This is a genomic window from Wenzhouxiangella indolica (assembly GCF_042310355.1).
GTDB lineage: Bacteria > Pseudomonadota > Gammaproteobacteria > Xanthomonadales > Wenzhouxiangellaceae > Wenzhouxiangella.
Genome location: NZ_JBHJMR010000002.1, coordinates 238,013 through 258,091 on the forward strand (window position 1 = coordinate 238,013; position 20,079 = coordinate 258,091).

General features: G+C 65.9%; 15 protein-coding genes. 11 read left to right on the forward strand and 4 right to left on the reverse strand.

The genetic code is table 11. From position 1 onward, the window contains the following. Positions 1–19 precede the first annotated feature (19 nt). Entirely contained in the window at positions 20–892 is an 873-nt protein-coding gene (gene rsgA, locus ACDC67_RS04185; RefSeq protein WP_376690875.1) for a ribosome small subunit-dependent GTPase A, read from the reverse strand. A gap of 56 nt (positions 893–948) precedes the next feature. On the opposite strand from rsgA, the gene orn reads away from it, so the two are divergent. Next, positions 949–1,506: an oligoribonuclease gene (gene orn, locus ACDC67_RS04190; RefSeq protein ID WP_376690877.1), complete on the forward strand. Its 558-nt coding sequence runs from the start codon at positions 949–951 to the stop codon at positions 1,504–1,506. An 86-nt stretch (positions 1,507–1,592) separates the two neighbouring features. On the opposite strand, the gene ppsA is transcribed toward orn, so the two are convergent. Beyond that, positions 1,593–3,956 (reverse strand): phosphoenolpyruvate synthase, encoded by a 2,364-nt coding sequence (gene ppsA, locus ACDC67_RS04195; protein ID WP_376690879.1) that lies wholly within the window; start codon positions 3,954–3,956, stop codon positions 1,593–1,595. Positions 3,957–4,014: 58 nt separating this feature from the next. Between ppsA and ppsR the strand changes: the two genes are divergently transcribed. The 10 genes from ppsR to lysS all read left to right on the forward strand — a co-directional run bounded on the left by ppsR (position 4,015) and on the right by lysS (position 16,571). After that, entirely contained in the window at positions 4,015–4,833 is an 819-nt protein-coding gene (gene ppsR / locus ACDC67_RS04200) for a posphoenolpyruvate synthetase regulatory kinase/phosphorylase PpsR (RefSeq protein WP_376690880.1), read from the forward strand. A 138-nt stretch (positions 4,834–4,971) separates the two neighbouring features. After that, a complete protein-coding gene (locus ACDC67_RS04205; RefSeq protein ID WP_376690882.1) occupies positions 4,972–5,466 on the forward strand; it encodes a DUF1249 domain-containing protein in 495 nt (164 codons plus the stop codon). A gap of 234 nt (positions 5,467–5,700) precedes the next feature. Next, positions 5,701–6,861 carry a glutamine-hydrolyzing carbamoyl-phosphate synthase small subunit gene (gene carA, locus ACDC67_RS04210; RefSeq protein WP_376690883.1) on the forward strand — a complete coding sequence of 387 codons (1,161 nt, stop codon included), beginning with the start codon at positions 5,701–5,703 and terminating at the stop codon, positions 6,859–6,861. Between the two features lie 69 nt (positions 6,862–6,930). After that, a complete protein-coding gene (locus tag ACDC67_RS04215; RefSeq protein WP_376690884.1) occupies positions 6,931–7,356 on the forward strand; it encodes a four helix bundle protein in 426 nt (141 codons plus the stop codon). 16 nt (positions 7,357–7,372) lie between these two features. Continuing rightward, the gene (gene carB, locus ACDC67_RS04220) at positions 7,373–10,603 is read left to right on the forward strand and encodes a carbamoyl-phosphate synthase large subunit (RefSeq protein WP_376690885.1); all 3,231 of its coding nucleotides are present in this window, start codon (positions 7,373–7,375) and stop codon (positions 10,601–10,603) included. A 9-nt stretch (positions 10,604–10,612) separates the two neighbouring features. Then, complete coding sequence (gene greA, locus ACDC67_RS04225) at positions 10,613–11,095, forward strand: transcription elongation factor GreA (protein ID WP_376690887.1); 483 nt, start codon at positions 10,613–10,615, stop codon at positions 11,093–11,095. Then, positions 11,064–11,987 (forward strand): hypothetical protein, encoded by a 924-nt coding sequence (locus ACDC67_RS04230; protein WP_376690889.1) that lies wholly within the window; start codon positions 11,064–11,066, stop codon positions 11,985–11,987. The genes greA and ACDC67_RS04230 overlap by 32 nt, the downstream gene beginning before the upstream one ends. After that, the gene (recJ, locus tag ACDC67_RS04235; RefSeq protein ID WP_376690890.1) at positions 11,978–13,714 is read left to right on the forward strand and encodes a single-stranded-DNA-specific exonuclease RecJ; all 1,737 of its coding nucleotides are present in this window, start codon (positions 11,978–11,980) and stop codon (positions 13,712–13,714) included. The genes ACDC67_RS04230 and recJ overlap by 10 nt, the downstream gene beginning before the upstream one ends. A 94-nt stretch (positions 13,715–13,808) precedes the next feature. Beyond that, a protein-coding gene (gene prfB, locus ACDC67_RS04240) for a peptide chain release factor 2 (RefSeq protein WP_376690892.1) occupies positions 13,809–14,907 on the forward strand; the annotation gives its coding sequence in 2 pieces (ribosomal slippage) (positions 13,809–13,880 and positions 13,882–14,907; 1,098 coding nt in all). 116 nt (positions 14,908–15,023) lie between these two features. Then, positions 15,024–16,571, forward strand: a complete 1,548-nt coding sequence (gene lysS, locus ACDC67_RS04245) for a lysine--tRNA ligase (RefSeq protein WP_376690893.1) — start codon at positions 15,024–15,026, stop codon at positions 16,569–16,571. 48 nt (positions 16,572–16,619) lie between these two features. On the opposite strand, the gene ACDC67_RS04250 is transcribed toward lysS, so the two are convergent. Both ACDC67_RS04250 and ACDC67_RS04255 read right to left on the reverse strand, forming a co-directional pair. Then, complete coding sequence (locus ACDC67_RS04250) at positions 16,620–18,479, reverse strand: hypothetical protein (RefSeq protein WP_376690895.1); 1,860 nt, start codon at positions 18,477–18,479, stop codon at positions 16,620–16,622. A gap of 45 nt (positions 18,480–18,524) precedes the next feature. After that, positions 18,525–19,991, reverse strand: a complete 1,467-nt coding sequence (locus ACDC67_RS04255; protein WP_376690896.1) for a hypothetical protein — start codon at positions 19,989–19,991, stop codon at positions 18,525–18,527. Positions 19,992–20,079: the final 88 nt, after the last annotated feature.

The following is a 20,079-nucleotide window of genomic DNA, read 5'->3' on the forward strand; positions in this document are numbered from 1 at the left end:
CGCTTGTGGATGCTTTGCATTAACGAAACCGCTCCTGCTCGGACAGCAGGCGCAGCCAGGCCTGGTGGCGGAAGGCGGGGACGGTGCCGGCTTCGACCGCGGCGATGACGGCGCAGCCCGGCTCCGAGTTGTGCCGGCAGTCGCGAAACTTGCAGCCGGCGGCGTGCTCTGAAAACTCGGGAAAACCGCGCTGCAGGGTGGCGGGATCCATTTTCCACAAGCCGTATTCCCACACGCCCGGGGTGTCGACCAGCCAGGCCGAATCCCTGTAGCGGTGGACGGTGGCGGTGGTGGTCGTGTGCGTGCCCTTGGCCGTGACCCGCGAGAGCTCCCCGGTCTGCGCGTCCAGGTCGGGAATCAGGGCATTGAGCAAAGAAGACTTGCCGACCCCGGACTGACCGGCGAACAGCGACACGCCTTGGTCGATTTTTGGCAGCAGTGCCGAGACGTCCGGTTCCGGCCGGCAGCGGGTCTCGACCGACTCGAAGCCAAGGGCGGCCAGGTCGGCGAGCTCGACGAACGGCGCCTGGTCGGGCCGCTGCAGGTCGGCCTTGTTGACCACCACCAGCGGTTCGACGCCGCAGATAAGGCAGGCGGTCAGGTAACGGTGGAGCAGGTCGCGGCTGGGCGGTGGTTCGGGGGCGATCACGATCAGGGCGCGGTCGAGGTTGGCGGCGATGGGGCGAAAGCGCCCGCGTGGATCGCCGCGTCCGAACAGGCTGCGCCGTTCGGTCACCTCGGTCAGCGTGCCGGCTGAATCGATGAAGACCAGGTCGCCGGGTAGTGGACGTTCGATCCGCCTGGGGAAGTGCACGCGCCGCAGTTCACCGTCGACGGCGGCCACGCCGTGATTGGCATGCGCCTGGATCAGGCGAACCGGGCCGCTCGTCATCGCGCAGGCCCTTGCTGGTATAGTGCCCAGCCCGATTTCAGACACCGCGACCGGCCATGAACGAGAACAACCTGATCTGGATCGACCTGGAAATGACGGGCCTCGATCCGGCCACCGACACCATCATCGAGATCGCCACCCTGGTCACCGACGCCGAGTTGAACGAGGTTGCGGTGGGCCCGGAACTGGCCATCGCCACGCCGCGCCCCTTGCTCGAGGGCATGGACGAGTGGAACACCCGCACGCACACCGAGTCGGGACTGGTGCGACGCTGCCTGGAATCCGAGATCGACCTGGCCGAAGCCGAGCGGCGGACCATCGCCTTCCTGGAGCAGCACGTGCCGGCCGGAGCCTCGCCAATGTGCGGCAATTCCATCTGCCAGGATCGCCGCTTCCTGGCGCGCCTGATGCCCGATCTGGAAGCCTGGTTTCACTACCGCAATCTCGATGTCTCGACCCTCAAGGAACTGGCACGGCGCTGGGCGCCCGGGGTGGCCGAAGGGTTCAAGAAGGAATCCAGCCACCAGGCGTTGGAGGATATCAGGGATTCGGTCGACGAGCTTCGCTACTATCGGCGGTTCATGGGGGCGCTGGGCGGTGGAGCGAGGGATTAGGGGCCAGGGACTAGGGACCAGGGACTAGGGACTAGGAAACCCGGAGGTAGACTTCCGCTGGCCCCTAGTCCCTAGTCCCTAGTCCCTCAGCCCTTGTGCTTCGCCAGCTTCCGCCAGGTATCCACCACCGTATCCGGGTTGAGCGACATGCTCTCGATGCCCTGGTCCATCAGCCATTCGGCCAGGTCAGGGTAGTCCGACGGGCCCTGGCCGCAGATGCCGATGTACTTGCCCTGCTTGCGGCAGGCCTCGATGGCCATCGCCAGCATCGCCTTGACCGCCGGATCGCGCTCGTCGAAACGGTGGGCCACCAGGCCGGAGTCGCGGTCGAGGCCGAGGGTCAGCTGGGTCATGTCGTTCGATCCGATCGAGAATCCGTCGAAGTGCTCCAGGAAGGCTTCGGCGCTGAGCGCGTTCGAGGGCAGCTCGCACATCATGATGATTTTCAGACCGTCCTTGCCGCGCTCGAGGCCGAACTTCTTCATGACTTCGATCACTTCGCGGCCCTCGTCGACGGTGCGTACGAACGGGATCATGGCCCAGACGTGGTCGAGCCCCATTTCCTCGCGAACCTTTTTCAGGGCGCGGCACTCGAGCTCGAAAGCGGGCTTGAAGTTTTCGTCGACGTAGCGCGAGGCGCCGCGCCAGCCGATCATCGGGTTTTCCTCGTCGGGCTCGTAGCGCTCGCCGCCGATCAGGTTGGCGTACTCGTTGGACTTGAAGTCGGACAGTCGCACGATCACCGGGTTGGGGCCGAAGGGTGCGGCGATGGTGGAAATGCCTTCGGCCAGCTTGTCGACGTAGAAGCCCACCGGGTCGTCGTAGCCGGACGTGCGCCGGTCGATCTCGGCCCGGACCTCGTCGCTTTGCCCGTCATAGTCGAGCAGGGCGAGGGGGTGAATGCCGATCATGCGGTTGATGATGAATTCCAGCCGCGCCAGGCCGATGCCGTGGTTCGGGATCATGGCGAAATCGAAGGCGCGGTCGGGGTTGGCGACGTTCATCATGATTTTCAGCGGGGCTTCGGGCATGTCGTCGAGCGAGTCCTCACTGACGCTGAATTCCAGCCTGCCCTCGTAGATGCGCCCGGTGTCGCCCTCGCTGCAGGCAACGGTAACTTCGGCCTCGTGCGGGACGCGTTCGGTGGCATCGGCGCATCCGACCACCGCCGGAATACCGAGCTCGCGCGCGATGATGGCCGCGTGGCAGGTGCGCCCGCCGCGGTTGGTGACGATGGCAGCGGCGCGCTTCATTACCGGTTCCCAGTCGGGGTCGGTCATGTCGGTGATCAGCACGTCGCCTTCCTCGACCTCGTGAATCTGGTCGAGCGACTGGATCACGCGGGCTTTGCCCTGGCCGATGCGCTGGCCGATCGCGCGGCCCTCGGCCAGGATCTGGCCGGTGGATTCGAGGCGGAAGCGTTCCATCGACTGCCCGGCGCGGCTCTTCACCGTTTCGGGGCGTGCCTGCAGGATGAACAGCTCGCCGGTTTCTCCGTCCTTGCCCCACTCGACATCCATCGGCCGGCCGTAGTGTTCTTCGATGGTCAGCGCCATTTTCGCCAGTTCGGTGGCCTCGGCGTCGGAGATGGAAAACTCGCGGCGGTCGGTCTCCGGCGTGTCCTCGGTGTGGACGCCGCCGCCCTCGCCGTCGCCGTAGATCATGCGCGTGGCCTTGGAGCCGAGCGTGCGGCGAAGCACCGCGGACTTGCCGGCGCGCAGGTTCTGCTTGAACAGGTAGAACTCGTCGGGGTTGACCGCGCCCTGGACGACCGATTCGCCCAGACCGTAGCTCGAGGTGATGAAGACCACGTCGCGGTAACCGGATTCGGTATCGAGCGTGAACAGCACACCCGCGGCGCCCGAACCGGCGCGCACCATCAACTGGATGCCGGCCGACAAGGCAACGTCGGCGTGGGCAAAGCCCTGGTGGACACGGTAGGCGATGGCTCGGTCGTTGTAGAGGCTGGCGAACACCTCGTGGATCTTTTCCAGGACCGACTCGATGCCGCAGACGTTGAGGAAGGTCTCCTGCTGCCCGGCAAAGGACGCGTCGGGCAGGTCCTCGGCGGTTGCCGATGAGCGCACCGCAACGGCCAGGTCCGAGCCGTAGCGCTCCTGCATCTGCACGTAGGCGTCGCGAATGGCCTGTTCCAGGTCGGCGGGCAGCGGCGTGTCCATGATCCACTGCCGGATCTCGCCGCCGGTTTTTGCCAGCGCTCGGGTGTCGTCGGCGTCGAGTGCGTCGAGCGCCTCGCCGATCCGGCCGGCCAGACCCGACTGTTCCAGGAATTGGCGAAAGGCATCCGCCGTGGTCGCGAATCCGCCCGGGACGTTTACCCCCAGGTCGCTGAGATGCTTGATCATTTCCCCCAGCGAGGCGTTCTTTCCACCGACCTTTTCCAGGTCGCCCATACCAAGCTCATCGAGCCAAAGGATATACTCGGACACTCGAACTCCCACAGCGGCAGTGTTTGATTAGCTGCTTATTGTAACCGCCTGGAAACTTATGAGAAGAACGGTATTTTTTATCTCCGACGGCACGGCGATCACCGCCGAGACCTTCGGTCACAGCCTGATGACGCAGTTTTCAACCGTCGAGTTCCGGCAGGTCCGCCTGCCGTTCGTCGATACGCCAAGCAAGGCGCGCGACGCCGTGTCGCTGATCGATCGCGCGGCCGAGGCGGAAGGGGGGCAGCCCCCGATCATCTTCAGCACCATCGTCGACCCGGAGGTCAGCGGGATTCTCGATGAATCCAGGGGCCACCTGTTCGACATGTTCGGGACGTTCATGCAGCCGCTCGAGCAGGCGCTCGGCGCGGAACGCTCGCCGCGCGTGGGCCAGGCGCACGGCATGGGCGACAGCCAGGGCTACGAGGACCGCATGGAGGCCACCAACTATGCCCTGACCCACGACGACGGCATTTCCAAGCGCCTGGATGCCGCCGAAGTGATCCTGGTTGGTGTCTCGCGATCCGGCAAGACACCGACCTGCCTCTACATGGCGCTGCATTTCGGGGTCAAGGCCGCCAATTACCCGCTGACCGAGGAAGACCTGGAGCAGTCGCGGCTACCGGCCTTCCTGCGCGAGCACAAGCGCAAGCTGTTCGGCCTGAGCATCGACCCCGAGCGCCTGTCGCAGATTCGCGAAACGCGCCGCCCCGGCAGTCGCTACGCCTCCCTCAAGCAGTGCCGCTACGAGGTCGAGGCGGCCGAAGCCATGCTGCGCGCCGAAGGAGTGCCGTCGCTGTCCTCGACCGAGGCTTCCGTGGAGGAACTGGCCAGCCGAATCCTGCTCGAGCTGGGCCTCAATCGCGAAATGCGCTAATGCGCCACGGAGCGGTAGCCTGTTTGGGTCATTCAAGTTTCGGTCATTCGAATTTGTTTGATATTTGAAAATTGGAATTTGGTGCTTGAATTTTAACGGGGGTGGCAGTTTCCTGCCGGTGTGATATTCTCGCCGGCCATGCTCACCACGACGCGTCAACTCCAGCCTTCGAGTCGCATCCTGGCCCGCCGGCTTCCGGAACTGCACAGCGCGCTCTACCGCGCGCTCAACGTGCTGTTGCCGGACGCGCTGGCCGAAAGCGATCACCTCGTTTCCCAGCTGGGTTCGGGCCCGGAGTTGTACCTGGAAGTCATCGAGCGGCACCCCTACACGACCTTCGTGCGCCTGTCCTACATCATCGGCGTCGAACGCTCGCACAACCCCAATGCCCACGTGCGCATCTACCACGACGCCGCCATGGCCGAGGCGACGGCCTTCAGTCCGCAGCAGGGCATTCAGCGCTTCGCGGGGCCGGAGCTGGCGATCAACGGGCTGGTCGCGCGCAGCTGGCGCCTCAACCGGGCCCTGCTCAAGTGGGTCGACTACCTCATCGCCCAGGGTCACGGGGCCGAGACCATGCGTCCGGCCGGCGAGTTTTGCGCCGCCACCGGCACCGCAGCGCCCGAAGCCTGATCGGGCGCGGGAATTTGGCTGGTCTGACCGACCCGCTTCGTTTAAAATAGACGCCCGGATGCCGGGCACGCGGTCCGGCAAGCGTCAAGCGGGCCATGTCCTGGTGGGCCACGCGGCCAATTAGGCAACGCTCAGCCGTTTCCCACTGCGTATGTGCGGCGCCTGAGTCTTGTCTCATTGGCCGCGTGGCTTACCAACGGCTTCGGCCCGCTTTGTGTACCCGGAGGATCTTCAATGCAGGCAATTCTGGCGCTGGAAGACGGCACGACGTTTTCCGGGCGGGGTCTCGGCGCGCCGGGCGCGCGGGTCGGTGAGGTGGTCTTCAATACCGCCATGACCGGCTACCAGGAGATCCTCACCGATCCCAGCTATGCCGGTCAGCTCGTCACGCTGACCGCTTCCCACGTCGGCAACACCGGCGTCAATCCACAGGACGTGGAATCCGGCCGCATTCACGCTGCCGGCCTGATTATCCGCCATAGCCCGCGACGCCACAGCAGTTGGCGGGCCACCCAGTCGCTGTCCGACTGGATGGCCGACAACGATGCTTCCGGGATTTCCGGAATCGACACCCGTGCGCTGACCATCCTGCTGCGCGACAAGGGCGCGCAGAACGCCTGCCTGTTGGTGGGCGACGATGTCGATGCTGAACAGGCCGTCGAGCGCGCGCGCGACTGCGCGCCGATGCGCGGGCAGGACCTGGCCAGCACCGTCACGACCGATCGCGTGAGCGAATGGAGCGAGGGCAGCTGGGATCTCGAGGCGGGCGAGTTCCGCCGCGGCACGGGGCGCCATCACGTGGTGTGCTACGACTACGGCGTCAAGCACAACATCCTGCGCATGCTGGTCGATGCCGGTTGCCGGGTGACGGTGGTTCCCGCCCGCACCGGCCTCGAAGAGGTACTGGCCATGCAGCCGGACGGCGTCATGCTTTCCAACGGCCCCGGCGATCCCGAGCCCTGCGACTACGCCATCGAAGCGATCCGCGGCCTGCTCGAGAAGAGCGTGCCGACCTTCGGCATCTGCCTCGGGCACCAGCTGCTGGCGCTCGGCGGCGGCGCGAAGACGGTCAAGATGAAATTCGGACACCACGGTGCCAACCACCCGGTCAAGGATCTCGCGTCCGGCCAGGTGCTCATCACGAGCCAGAACCACGGCTTCGCGGTCGACGAGGCAAGCCTGCCTGAAACCGTGATCCCGACCCACCGCTCCCTGTTCGACGGCAGCCTGCAGGGCATCCGCATCAAGGACAAGCCAGCGATGGGCTTCCAGGGCCACCCCGAAGCCAGCCCGGGACCGCACGATCTGCGGCCTTTGTTTGCCCGCTTCGTCGAGCTGATGGCGGGCGGGCAGTCTGCCGAGGCTCTGGAATCGGGACTAGGGACTAGGGACTAGGGACTAGGGACTAGGGACTAGGGACTAGGGACTAGGGACTGGGATTGCGAATATGAGAGATGACTTTATATGGCGGTGAGTCACTACAAGGACTTGATTGTTTGGCAGCGGTCTATTGATTTAGTGGAGCGGGTCTACGCCGCGACTGCTGATTTTGGTCCGGACGAGCGTTTCGGTCTCGTGTCCCAGCTGCGACGCGCTGCAGTATCGGTGCCTTCCAATATCGCAGAAGGAAACGCGCGCCGATCAACCAAGGACTACGCGCGTTTCGTTGCCATTGCTCTGGGCTCGATTGCAGAGATCGAGACTCAAATTGAAATTGCCATGCGACTGAATCTTTTGACCTCCAATTGGGCTCAAGATTTACTGGCTGAGTGCGAGGAGATTAGCAAGATGTTGATTGCTCTTGAACGAAAACTGAAGGCTTACGCGGCCTCGAAAATCTCTGAAGGATCAGAAAACTGGTCCTTTGACTCCCTAGTCCCTGGTCCCTAGTCCCTGGTCCCTTTTCATGCCCAAAAGAACAGACATCAAATCCATCCTCATCATCGGCGCCGGGCCGATCGTCATTGGGCAGGCCTGCGAGTTTGACTACTCGGGCGTGCAGGCGGTCAAGGCGCTGCGTGAGGAGGGCTACCGGGTCATCCTTGTCAACTCCAACCCGGCGACGATCATGACCGACCCGGAAATCGCCGATGTGGTCTACATCGAGCCGATTCGCTGGGACGTGGTGCGCGACGTCATCGAGAAGGAGCGCCCCGACGCATTGCTGCCGACCATGGGCGGGCAAACGGCGCTCAATTGCGCGCTCGACCTGGCGCGCGAGGGCGTGCTGGCCGAGTTCGGCGTGGAAATGATCGGGGCTTCGCGTGAGGCCATCGACATGGCCGAGGATCGCGACGAGTTCAAGAATGCCATGCGCTCGATCGGTCTGGGCGTGCCCGAGGCCTGGGTGGCGCATTCGCTCGAGGAAGCGATCGGCATCCAGAAGCGCATCGGCTTCCCGACCATCATCCGGCCGTCGTTCACCATGGGCGGTTCGGGCGGCGGCATCGCCTACAACCGCGAGGAATTCGAGCGCATCGTCGAGCACGGCCTGGATCTGTCGCCGACCAACGAGGTATTGCTGGAAGAGTCCGTGCTGGGCTGGAAGGAGTTTGAGCTCGAGGTCGTGCGCGACAAGGCCGACAACTGCATCATCGTCTGCTCGATCGAGAACATCGACCCGATGGGCGTGCATACCGGCGATTCGATCACCGTCGCGCCGGCGCTGACCCTGACCGACAAGGAATACCAGTCCCTGCGGGATGCGGCGATTGCGGTGCTGCGCAAGATCGGCGTCGACACCGGCGGCTCGAACGTGCAGTTTGCGGTCAACCCGGAGACCGGCCAGATTCACGTCATCGAGATGAACCCGCGCGTGTCGCGTTCATCCGCGCTGGCATCGAAGGCCACCGGCTTCCCGATCGCCAAGGTCGCGGCCAAGCTGGCGGTCGGCTACACGCTGGATGAGCTCGACAACGAGATCACCAGCGCGGGCAGTGGCGCCACGCCGGCGTCCTTCGAGCCAACCATCGACTACGTGGTCACCAAGATTCCGCGCTTCGCGTTCGAGAAGTTCCCGGCCGCCGATGATCGCCTGACCACCCAGATGAAGTCGGTCGGTGAGGCGATGGCCATCGGGCGAACTTTCCAGGAGTCACTGCAGAAGGCGCTCCGGAGCCTGGAGACCGGGCTTGAAGGCCTCGATCCGATCGAATTCGAGAACGAGGAATTCGACGAACTCACCCTGATCCGGCGCGAGCTGCGCGAGGCTGGGCCCGATCGCCTGCTCTACGTCGCCGAAGCGTTCCGCCGCGGTCTCGAGTTCGAGGAGATCCATCGCCTCACGCGCATCGATCCCTGGTTCCTCGACCAGATCCAGGAGCTGATCGAGGTCGAGCAGACCCTGGTCGAAGACAGCGTGGCCGGGCTCGATGCCGATCGCCTGCTCGAAGTCAAGCGCTACGGGTTCTCCGATGCCCGTATCGCCGCACTGGCCGGGGTGAGCGAGCGCTCGGTGCGCAAGTTGCGCCATCGGCTCGGCGTCGTTCCCGGTTATCACCGCGTCGACACCTGCGCGGCGGAGTTCGCAACGAGCACTGCCTACATGTATTCCACCTGGGGTGAGCAGTGCGAGGCCCGGCCCAGCGACAAGCGCAAGATCATGGTGCTCGGCGGCGGACCGAATCGAATCGGGCAGGGCATCGAGTTCGACTACTGCTGCGTTCATGCCGCAATGGCCATGCGCGATCTCGGTTACGAGACCATCATGGTCAACTGCAACCCCGAGACCGTCTCGACCGACTACGACACCTCCGACCGGCTCTACTTCGAGCCGCTCACGCTCGAGGACGTGCTGTCGATCGTCGAGGTCGAAAAGCCCGAGGGCATCATCATCCAGTTCGGCGGGCAGACGCCGCTGAAGCTGGCCCGCGACCTCGAGGCCGCCGGCGCACCGATCATCGGCACCACGCCGGACTGCATCGACCTGGCCGAGGACCGGCAGCGATTCCAGGACCTGCTCAACCGCCTGGGCCTGAAGCAGCCGCCCAACCGGACCGCGCGCGATCCCGACGAGGCGCTGGTGCTCGCGCGCGAGGTCGGCTATCCGCTGGTGGTGCGGCCTTCCTACGTGCTCGGCGGCCGCGCGATGGACATCGTCCACGGCGAGGACGAGCTCAAGCGCTACATGAACGAGGCGGTCAAGGTCTCCAACGATTCGCCGGTGTTGCTCGATCATTTTCTCGATCACGCCATCGAGGTCGACGTCGATGCCGTCTGCGACGGCGAGCAGGTCGTCATCGGCGGCGTAATGGAGCATATCGAGGAGGCCGGCGTGCATTCGGGGGACTCGTCGTGCAGCCTGCCGCCGTTCTCGCTCGACGACGCCACGGTTGCCGAGATCCGCGACCAGACCCGCAAGATGGCGCTGGCGCTCAACGTCGTCGGCCTGATGAATGTCCAGTTCGCGGTGCAGGGCGACGATATCTTCGTGCTCGAGGTCAATCCGCGCGCCTCGCGCACCGTGCCCTTCGTGTCGAAGGCCACGGGCGTGGCCATGGCCCGGGTTGCTGCCCATTGCATGGTCGGAAAAACACTGAAAGAACAAGGCATTGAAGGCGATCTTTCGAGCCCGTTCTATTCCATCAAGGAGCCCATCTTCCCGTTCATCAAGTTCCAGGGCGTGGACCCGATCCTGACCCCGGAAATGCGCTCGACCGGGGAGGCGATGGGCGTCGGCAGGAGCTTCGGGTCCGCGGTGGCGCGCGCCCAGCAGGGCGTGGGCATCAACGTCAAGTTCTCCGGCCGGGTCTTCTTGAGCGTGCGCGATGCCGACAAGGAACGCCTGCTGCCGGTTGCGCGCGAACTCGTCGAGCGCGGTTTCACCCTGATTGCCACCCAGGGCACCTGGCAGCACCTGGTTGAAAACGGCATCGAGTGTGACTACGTCAACAAGGTGATTCAGGGCCGACCGCACATCGTCGACCTGATCAAGAACGACGAGATCGACTACATCGTCAACACCACCGAGGGGCGGCAGGCCATCGCCGACTCCTTCTCGATTCGGCGCGAGGCGCTGCAGCGCAAGGTGAACTACTCGACCACGATCGCCGGTGCCCGGGCCACGCTCAGGGCCATGGATCACTGGCACGAACGTGGGGTGCGCAGCCTGTCCGAGCTGCATGAAACGAATTCCTGAGGAGACAACATGAGTCAGACGCCACTGACCAAGGCGGGCGCCGAGCGCCTGCGTGCCGAGCTCGATCGGCTCAAGAAGAAGGAACGTCCGGCCGTGATCGAGGCGATTGCCGAGGCGCGTGCGCACGGCGATCTCAAGGAGAACGCCGAGTACCATGCCGCGCGCGAACAGCAGGGCTTCATCGAGGCGCGCATCCGCGACCTCGAGGCCGCCCTGGGTAATTCGCGCATCATCGACGTCGCCTCGCTCAACGCCGGCAGCAAGGTGGTCTTCGGGGCCACGGTCGTGCTGGTCGAGGATTCCGACGACGCCCCGGAAGTGACCTGGCAGATCGTCGGCGATCTCGAGGCCGATTCCACCCAGGGCCGCCTGGCCATTTCCGCCCCGCTTGCGCGCGCGCTCATCGGACACGAAGAAGGCGACTCGGTCGAGTTCGAGGCACCCAACGGCAAGCGGTCGTATGAAATCGTCGAGGTCCGTTACGACTCCTGACAAGCGCCTCGTCGTCCACGTCCCCCAGCTCGAAGCCCTGCTGCGGGAGGCCGGGTCGCTTCCGCCCCTGGTTCGGGCACTGGTCGAGCGGGGTCGGTCACGCGACCTCGATCCACAATCTCCCCAGTCCGAACTGCTTGTCGGGCGGGCGTTGCCGGCGGCGGCGCTCACCCGGCGCATCGACCGTCCGGACGATGCCCGGGGCGCGTGGATGCGGGCCGATCCGATCGGCCTGCAGCCCGACCTGGCGGCGGTCTGGCTGCAGGCCGAGACCGTCTTCGAGCCCGGCGAATGGTTCCACGGCCTGTCCGAAATGCTCGGCGAGGAAGGGCTGGCGCTCGAGCTGACCGGTGGTGGGCGCGGCTATATCCGCCTCGATACGGTTCCCGAGTGCCGCTTCGCGCCGCCCTGGTCCCTGGCCGGCACGAGCCTCGAGCACTGCCTGCCTGAAGGGCCCGACGCCCGGCGCTGGCGCCGGCTGCTCAACGACACGCAGGTCTATCTGACGCAGTATCGCCGCGCTGCCGAGAACCCGGCGGCGGTTCCGGGTAGCCTGTGGTTCTGGGGCGCCGGCTCCCTGCCGGCGGCCGGCAGCGTGGATCCGCGCGTGCGGCGCATCGTCGCCGACGACCCGGTGCTGCGCGGCCTGGCCGACTGGCTCGGTCTCGAGCGCCTAGAGTCCCACGAATCGCTGGACTGGCTCGGCGGCGACCTGGTCGAGTGGCCCGCCCGGCACGCCGACGATGCCGACAGCAACCTCGAAAGGCTCCAGCGCGCCCTGCGCCCGGCCTGGCGCCGGCTGCGCCGGGGCGGCATCCGCGAACTCGAGCTGGCCGGCATGACGACCCGCTATCGCTGCACGAGCCGGGATGCCTGGCGGGTGTGGCGGTGATCCGCCGGGTCCATGTGCGCCGTCGCGCGGGCCTGGGCGGATCGATCGCCGGCCTGCATCCCGTGGCGGGGCGGGTGCTGGCCGCGCGCGGCGCCGAGCAGGTTCCCGATTATTCGCTGGCGAAACTCCTGCCGCCCACCCTGGGCGGGCTCGAAGCCGCCTGCGATCTGCTGTCGCGGGCCATCGCCGAGGGTTGGCGCATCGTCGTCGTCGGTGATTTCGACGCCGACGGCGCCACCGGTACGGCGCTTGCGGTGCGTGGCCTGCGGGCGATGGGGGCTGGCGACCTGCACTGGCGGGTGCCCGACCGCTTTCGCCACGGCTACGGACTGGGCCTGGCCCTGGTCGAGGAACTCGAACAACTGAAGCCGGACCTGGTCGTGACGGTCGACCAGGGGGTGAGCTCGCACGACGGGATCGCGCGCGCCCGGGGCGCCGGCATGAACGTGATCGTGACCGACCATCACCTGCCCGGGCAGACGCTGCCAGCGGCCGACGCCATCGTCAATCCCAACCTGCCCGGCGAGAGCTTCGGGTCCGGCGCGCTTGCCGGTGTGGGCGTGATGTTCTACCTGCTCATGGCGTTGCGATCGCGTCTGCGCGAACAGGGGCAGTTCCAGCGCGGCCGGGAGCCGCGCCTGGACCAGTGGCTCGACCTGGTCGCCCTGGGGACGGTCGCCGACCTGGTGCCGCTCGACGAGAACAACCGCCGCCTGGTCCAGCAGGGACTGCTGCGCATTCGCGCCGGCCGCTGCCTGCCGGGTATTCGCGCCCTGCTGGAAGTGGCCGGCCGCAACCTGCGTCACGTCGACGCCTCCGACATGGGTTTCGCTGCCGGGCCGCGCCTGAACGCTGCCGGGCGTCTCGAGGACATGGGGATCGGCATCCGCTGCCTGCTGGCCGACAGCGAGGCCGAGGCGGTGGAACTGGCCGGCCGACTCGACGCGCTCAACCGTGAGCGCCAGTCGCTGCAGGCCGACATGCAGGAAGACGCCGAGGCGCAGGCACAGGCGCTGAGCGAGTCGGTCGAGGGCGACCTGCCCGGGCTTTGCGTCTTCGACGCCGATTGGCATCAGGGCGTGGTCGGCCTGGTCGCCGGACGCCTGGTCGAGCGCCTGCAGCGCCCGGTCATCGCGTTCGCGCCGGCCGAGGCCGGCGGCAGCGAACTCAAGGGTTCGGGGCGCAGCCCCGCGGGCGTGCACATGCGCGACCTGCTGGTCGATATCGATGCCGCGCACCCGGGCCTGATCGAACGCTTCGGCGGCCACGCGCGCGCGGCCGGCCTGTCGCTCGACGCCGAACGCCTCGACGCCTTTCGCGAGGCTTTTCACGAACAGCTGGCCGAGCGGGTCTTCGAGCCCGATATCGTCTACACCGACGGCAGCCTCAGCGCTGAGGAACTGTCGCTGGAGACGGCCGCGGCGCTGGCCGAGGCCGGCCCCTGGGGCCAGGCCTGGCCCGAACCGCTGTTCGACGGCCGCTTCCGGGTGCTCGAGCGTCGCGTCGTCGGCGCGCGCCATCTCAAGCTCAGGCTGCAGCACGAGGGCGGCGGTCCGGTGCTCGACGCCATTGCCTTCGGCGCGGGTGGCCTCTGTCACCAGGAACTGCCCGATCCCCTCGGGGTGGTCTACAGCCTGGAGATCAATCGCTGGCAGGGGAGGGTGACGCCGCAGATGCGCGTGCGCTACCTGGTGGAATCTCTCGAGGACCGTGGCGGTCGCGCATGAGCCCGACCGCCACCGGCAAGCTGGCTTCCCGTGCCGACGCAGCGTTACAATAACCGGCTTTGCCAATTCACCTGCAACAAGGACGCAAGTCATCATGGAACAGACTGCAATCAAGAATCTTATGGACGACCTGGAGCGCCGTGTGCGGGCGCTGAGGGGGTATCTTTGACTACGATGGCAAAGTAGAACGACTCGAAGAGGTTACCCGCGAGCTCGAGGATCCGTCCGTCTGGGACGAGCCCGAGCACGCCCAGAAACTGGGTAAGGAACGTTCCGACCTGGATCGCTCGGTCACGGCCCAGCGGACGGTGATCGAGGGCGTGCGCGATGCCGCCGACATGTTCGAGCTGGCGCAGGAAGAAGACGACGAGGAAACGCTCGACAGCGTGGCCGCCGACTTGCAGCGCATCGAAAAGCAGGTTGCTGATCTCGAATTCCAGCGCATGTTTTCCGGCGAGATGGACGATCGACCCTGTTATATCGACATCCAGGCCGGTTCCGGCGGCACCGAGGCCCAGGACTGGGCGGAGATGCTGCTGCGCATGTACCTGCGCTGGGCCGAACATCGCGGCTGGAAGGCCGAGCTGGTCGAGGTATCCGAGGGCGACATCGCCGGCATCAAGAGCGCGACCCTGCACATCGAGGGCGACCATGCCTTCGGATGGTGCAAGACCGAAACAGGCGTGCATCGCCTGGTGCGCAAGTCGCCCTTCGATTCGGGCAACCGCCGGCATACCTCGTTCGCCAGCGTGTTCGCGTCACCGGAGATCGACGACAACATCGAGATCGACCTCGACCCGTCGGACCTGCGCGTCGATGTCTACCGCGCCTCCGGCGCCGGCGGCCAGCACGTCAACACGACCGAGTCGGCCGTGCGCATCACGCATGAGCCCACGGGTATCGTCGTGCAGTGCCAGTCGGGCCGTTCGCAGCACAGCAACAAGGACCAGGCCATGAAGCAGCTGCGCGCCAAGCTCTACGAGCACGAGCTGCAAAAGCAGAAGGACAAGGCGCAGTCGGCCGAAGACGAAAAGGCCGACATCGGCTGGGGCAGCCAGATCCGCAACTACGTGCTCGACCAGTCGCGCATCAAGGACCTGCGCACGGGCGTGGAGCGAAGCGACACCCAGAAAGTGCTCGACGGCGACCTAGACGAATTCGCCGCCGCCCAGCTCCAGGCGGGGCTGGAGTGAGGTTGAGGGACCAGGGACCAGGGACTAGGGACTAGGGACTAGGGTCCGGCGGTGGATTGTGCTAGTCCCTGGTCCCTAGTCCCTAGTCCCTAATGAATCACAGACGGCAGACACACATGACTGAACGACACGACAAGACCGAAGCCACCAGCGCTGCAGCTTCCGAGGTGGACGAGAACCGCCTGATCGCCGAGCGGCGGGAGAAGCTGCATGCGCTGCGCGAGCAGGGCGACGCCTACCCGAACGATTTCCGGGTGACCGCTGAGGCGGCCGATCTGCTCGAGCGCTTCGACGACGCCGACACCTGGGACCAGGACGCCCTGGAAGGGCACGACGAGGTCTTTCGCCTGGCCGGGCGGATCCTGTCGCGGCGGATCATGGGCAAGGCCAGCTTCGTCCACATCCAGGATGGTTCCGGCGCGCGCTTTCAGCTCTACCTGCGCCGCGACGACCTGCCCGAGGGCGTCTACAAGGCGTTCAAGCAGTGGGATATCGGCGATATCGTCGGCGTCACGGGCAAGCTGATGCGCACCCGCACCGGCGAGCTGAGCCTGCATGCCAGCGACCTGGTGCTGCTGACCAAGTCACTGCGGCCGCTGCCGGAGAAGTGGCACGGCCTGTCCGACCAGGAGACCCGCTACCGCCAGCGCTACGTCGACCTGATCGTCAACCCCGAGGTGCGCGACACCTTCGTGCGGCGCAGCCTGATCGTGCGCGCGATCCGGCACTATTTCGACGCGCACGGTTTTCTCGAGGTCGAGACGCCGATGATGCATCACATCCCCGGCGGCGCCACGGCGCGGCCCTTTGCGACCCATCACAACGCGCTCGATCTCGAACTCTACCTGCGCGTCGCCCCCGAGCTGCACCTCAAGCGCCTGCTCGTCGGCGGCCTGGAGAAGGTCTACGAGATCAATCGCAACTTCCGCAACGAGGGCGTGTCGACCCGGCACAATCCCGAATTCACCATGCTCGAGTTCTACTGGGCGCACGCCGACTACAACGACCTGATTCGCCTGACCCAGGACCTGCTCAACGGCCTGGTTACCGAATTGCCCGGCATGGCCGACGGCAAGGTGGCATACCAGGGCGAGACCATCGATTTCAGCGGAGACTTTGATCGCATCACGGTGGCCGACGCCGTGGTCGGGCACTACGAGGAGCTCTCTGCCGACGAAATCAAGAACGCCGATCGGCTGCGCGAGCTGTGCCGGGCGCGCGAGATCCACGTCGACGACAGCTGGGGCTGGGGCCGCCTGCTGATGGAGCTGTTCGAGGAGGGCGTCGAGCACCGGCTGATCCAGCCGACCTTCGTCACCCAGTACCCGATCGAGGTCTCGCCGCTGTCGCGCCGCAACGAGGATGATCCGGATTTTGCGGATCGCTTCGAGTTGATCGTCGCCGGGCGCGAGATCGCCAACGGCTTCTCCGAACTCAACGACCCGGAAGACCAGGCCGAGCGTTTCCGCGCCCAGGTCGAAGCGCGCGACGCCGGCGATGCCGAAGCGATGCACTTCGACCACGACTACATTCGTGCGCTGGAGTACGGCATGCCGCCGGCGGCGGGCGAGGGCATCGGGATCGACCGCCTGGTCATGCTGCTGACCGATTCGGCCTCGATCCGCGACGTGCTGCTCTTCCCCTACCTCAAGCCCGAGGCCTGAGCTGCCGGCCCGGGTCGGCCCGGGCCGGCGTAACCTGAGAAAACGCGATCAGTTGCTGGCGGTCGCCTCGAAGCGATCGCGGAAGAGCATGCCCATCATCGCCGCCGGTCCGAGCGTGTCGACGCTCATTTCCTGCATCACCGCATCGCTGCCGAGATCGAGCACGACCTGGCTTTCGACCGGTTCGGCATCGACCTCGATTTCGAAGTTGAACAGGGTGAACCAGGTCAGCGGGTTGCCCTCGGGCGCCTCGAACAGGACGTGGTCGCTATTGACGGTAACGTTCCAGTCGTTGCCCGCGTCGTCATCGATGTCGCCGAAGAAGGTGTCGTGCACCGTCGTGCCCTCGGGCAGGTCGATGCGCAAGCCCTCCATCGCCCGATCGAAATCGTAGTTCTGCAGGGCGTAGTTGTAGCGGTAGCGACCCGGCTCGGTCTCGGTGACCTTCACCAGCAGCCGCAGATGGCCCTGGGGCATGTTGTCCGGATAGTCCGCCTCTGGTGTTTCCGACGGCACCTCGATCACGGCGTGATCGGCCATCGGGTCGCTGGTGTCCTCGGGCACCCACTGCGAGATGACCGGGCCCTGATCGTAAGGACCGGGGTTCATCGACCAGCCGCCGCCGGAGGGCGAGGGATCGATCGGCCGGTAGCCCATGGTGTTCCAGATATTGACGTCGTACTGGATAACGTACCAGGCATCCATGTACAGGGTGCCGCCACGCGACGCCTCGAACTCGGCCGGATCGATCAGGAGCCGATTGAGCCACTGGCCGGAATACTGCGTCTGGCTTCCGGTGCAGTTCGGATCGAAGAACGAATTGCAGTTCTCCCATTTGCCAATGCTGGCTTCGATCTCGTCCCGGGGGCCCAGGTGGGTGCTTGAATCGTTGTTTCCGCTCGAATAGACATCCTCGCAGCCCGGCCCGAGGATGTTTCCGTCGCCGGGGTTGATGTCGCAGTCGAAGTTGAGCGTGAGAAAAGCGTGCTTCACGCCGGAATCAGCCAGCATGCGGATGCGATTGTTTTCGATCCGATAAATGTTCCAGACCAGGAATGGATGCTGGTCACCCGGTGAGTAAGAGTACTGCGGGTGACTGCTGAACTGGGCGATCCAGGGCACATCGGCGAGGGATTCGTTCTTCAGCGTGGCCGACGGCGCTGTCTTGACCAGGCCCGTGTCGTTCTGCGTGCCTTGATAGGCCACGGTGCCCATGTCGATGAGCGTGACGTCGGCTTCGAACTCGCCGTCCTGCGGCCAGATCGGCCGACCTCTCGATCCCGGTGCCTCGCCGTCAGTCTGCGCGCCGGCCGGAACGTCCAGGGCCAGATCCAGCCAGCCGAGGGCGATGGGCATGCGGTCCAGGGCATCCAGGCCGAGTCGCTGAGCGAGAGCACCTGAGGCGATGACTTCGGCATTGGCCACGGTCAGGAGGTTGGTCTCGGGGTGGGCCAGCATGTGCATGTGGGTCAGCCGGAACAGCTCGTTGCCGGACTCGTCGATGGCGATGAAGTGCGGATGCCCCCTGTCTTCGCCGGGCCGCAGCTCGATGCGATCCAGGCTCACTTCGCGACCGTCGTATCGAAACACCAGTCCGGTGCGGGCGGCCAATCGGCCACTATCCTGGCGCAGCGATTCGAGATTGCCCCAGGGTGCGTGAAGTCGAAAAGGGTCGATCTCGTTGACTTCGAAGCGAATGCGCTTGCGGGTCGTGATCGGCTCGCCGTGGTGCAGGATTTCGATCCCGAAATCGGGCAGGTAGTCGCCGCGGATTTCCAGTTCCATCTGGCCGCTGCCGGCCGACCAGATCTGGCGTTCATCGATGGATTCGGCGCTGCCCACGGCGTGCCAGCCGAGGGCGGCGACCAGGCCGGCGAGGAAGGCCAGCCGAGAAAAAGATGTTGTCATTGTTCGTGAACCTGGTTGTCGTGTGCTGGTTGGGTCGCAAAGAGACTAACCGATTTGGCTGCCGCGGGCCAATGCCGGTTCGGCGGCGGGCGCCGTCGCTGCGTCCGATCGCGATTCGCCGGGCAGGCTTCCGCGAGCGTTGCGCCAGCGTCGTGCGGCGGCCGGGTCACGCATGGCCACCACCCGGCTCAGCTCGCGCGCCTTGTCGCCATCGTCGAGGTGATCGGCCAGGATGCGGGCCGCTTCCAGCCAGGCGTCGCCGGCCTTGTCGAAGCGCGGCTTTTCCGGTGACAGGCCGATCAGCATGCGAAACGCGGTGTCGTGCTCGCCGCGCTGGTCGATTTCCAGGGCGAGCTGGTGGCGCGTGTGCGCATCCCGCGGCATCCACTCGCCGAGCTCGGGGCTGTAGCGCTGCCACAGGTCGGCGGCCGGCGCGAACTGGCCGTTGGCGATCAGGCGCTTGAGGCGGCGCCCGAGGTGGTTGCGGAAGTCCTTGCGCCGGGCGCAGTCGTGCACCAGGTCGTCGAAGCGCCGGTTGAGGCCCGGGTCGTCGGGGTAGCGGCTCAGCGCCTCGCCGAGGTGAAGGCGGGCGGCCCGCGCCTTGCCGTGTGCGCGCAGAATGTCGGCGTCGGCCGCCAGCAGGGCCGGCTCGTAGCGCGCTTGCGGGATGGGCTTCGGGCGATCGATGGCGGGCACGCCGCCGTGGTAGCCGAGCGGGCGGCGATGGCGCCGCAGCATTGCGGCGGCCAGGCCGGCGGCGATGAGCATCAGCCAGGCACCGAGAAAAGCGCTTGCCGCCGCGACCGGCGAGCCGGCGGGGAGTGTAGCCGCCGGCAGCGCCAGGCCCGCGGCCAGTACGGCGGCGACGGCCGCGGGGGCGTAGTCGCCGCAGCTGACGGTGGCAATATCGCGTATCGCGTCAGGATGCAGGGCCGCTGCCATACGGTCCTTGAGCACAAAGGCCGCCAGGACGCCCGGCATGATCGCGGCGACCGAAACGATGGCGACGGGCGGCCAGATCATGCCGCCGGCGACAAAGGCGATCGCCAGGACGGCGGCGAGGGGTGTCATTACGACGAGTGTGCGCAGGCCGTACTCGAGCTCGTCGGGGTCGAGCAGGGCTTGCCTGCCCGCCGGCAGTTCGCGCTTCTCGGCTACAGCCCGTGCCAGGATACCCAGCCAGGTCAGCAGCAGCGCCAGCAAGGGGAGGGCGACCATCAAGCGCACCACGCCCGGCGCCGGAAGCCAGGCGACCAGCGCGAGCAGGCCGGTGACGGTCAGCGATGTCCACCCTGCCGGTAACGAAAACAGGCGCCGGATCGACTGCCACGGACTGAAGGGCGGACGATGTTCGTGCATTGCGCCCGCGCACAAGGGACAACTGACCTCGATGGGTAGCCGTTCAGCGTAGGGCTTGCATTCGGTACACAGGTCGAGCTTGCAGGTGGGGCAGTGCCAGGCGGCGGTCTGCCGCGGGTGCTGGCGGCAGGGGGTCTTGGTCGTTCCAGTCATTTTTCGCTTCCTCATCACCCCCTTAGGTTTTCAAGGCAAGTCAAAAGCGCGAGTCGAAATCCTATCACCAATCCGTCGGGCTTTCACT

Excerpts from the sequence above, each read along its gene's own strand:
- rsgA (WP_376690875.1), bottom strand. The coding sequence starts at position 892 with ATGACGAGCGGCCCGGTTCGCCTGATCCAGGCGCATGCCAATCACGGC.
- orn (WP_376690877.1), top strand. The coding sequence starts at position 949 with ATGAACGAGAACAACCTGATCTGGATCGACCTGGAAATGACGGGCCTC.
- ppsR (WP_376690880.1), top strand. The coding sequence starts at position 4,015 with ATGAGAAGAACGGTATTTTTTATCTCCGACGGCACGGCGATCACCGCC.
- ACDC67_RS04205 (WP_376690882.1), top strand. The coding sequence starts at position 4,972 with ATGCTCACCACGACGCGTCAACTCCAGCCTTCGAGTCGCATCCTGGCC.
- carA (WP_376690883.1), top strand. The coding sequence starts at position 5,701 with ATGCAGGCAATTCTGGCGCTGGAAGACGGCACGACGTTTTCCGGGCGG.
- ACDC67_RS04215 (WP_376690884.1), top strand. The coding sequence starts at position 6,931 with ATGGCGGTGAGTCACTACAAGGACTTGATTGTTTGGCAGCGGTCTATT.
- carB (WP_376690885.1), top strand. The coding sequence starts at position 7,373 with ATGCCCAAAAGAACAGACATCAAATCCATCCTCATCATCGGCGCCGGG.
- greA (WP_376690887.1), top strand. The coding sequence starts at position 10,613 with ATGAGTCAGACGCCACTGACCAAGGCGGGCGCCGAGCGCCTGCGTGCC.
- ACDC67_RS04230 (WP_376690889.1), top strand. The coding sequence starts at position 11,064 with ATGAAATCGTCGAGGTCCGTTACGACTCCTGACAAGCGCCTCGTCGTC.
- lysS (WP_376690893.1), top strand. The coding sequence starts at position 15,024 with ATGACTGAACGACACGACAAGACCGAAGCCACCAGCGCTGCAGCTTCC.
- ACDC67_RS04250 (WP_376690895.1), bottom strand. The coding sequence starts at position 18,479 with ATGACAACATCTTTTTCTCGGCTGGCCTTCCTCGCCGGCCTGGTCGCC.
- ACDC67_RS04255 (WP_376690896.1), bottom strand. The coding sequence starts at position 19,991 with ATGACTGGAACGACCAAGACCCCCTGCCGCCAGCACCCGCGGCAGACC.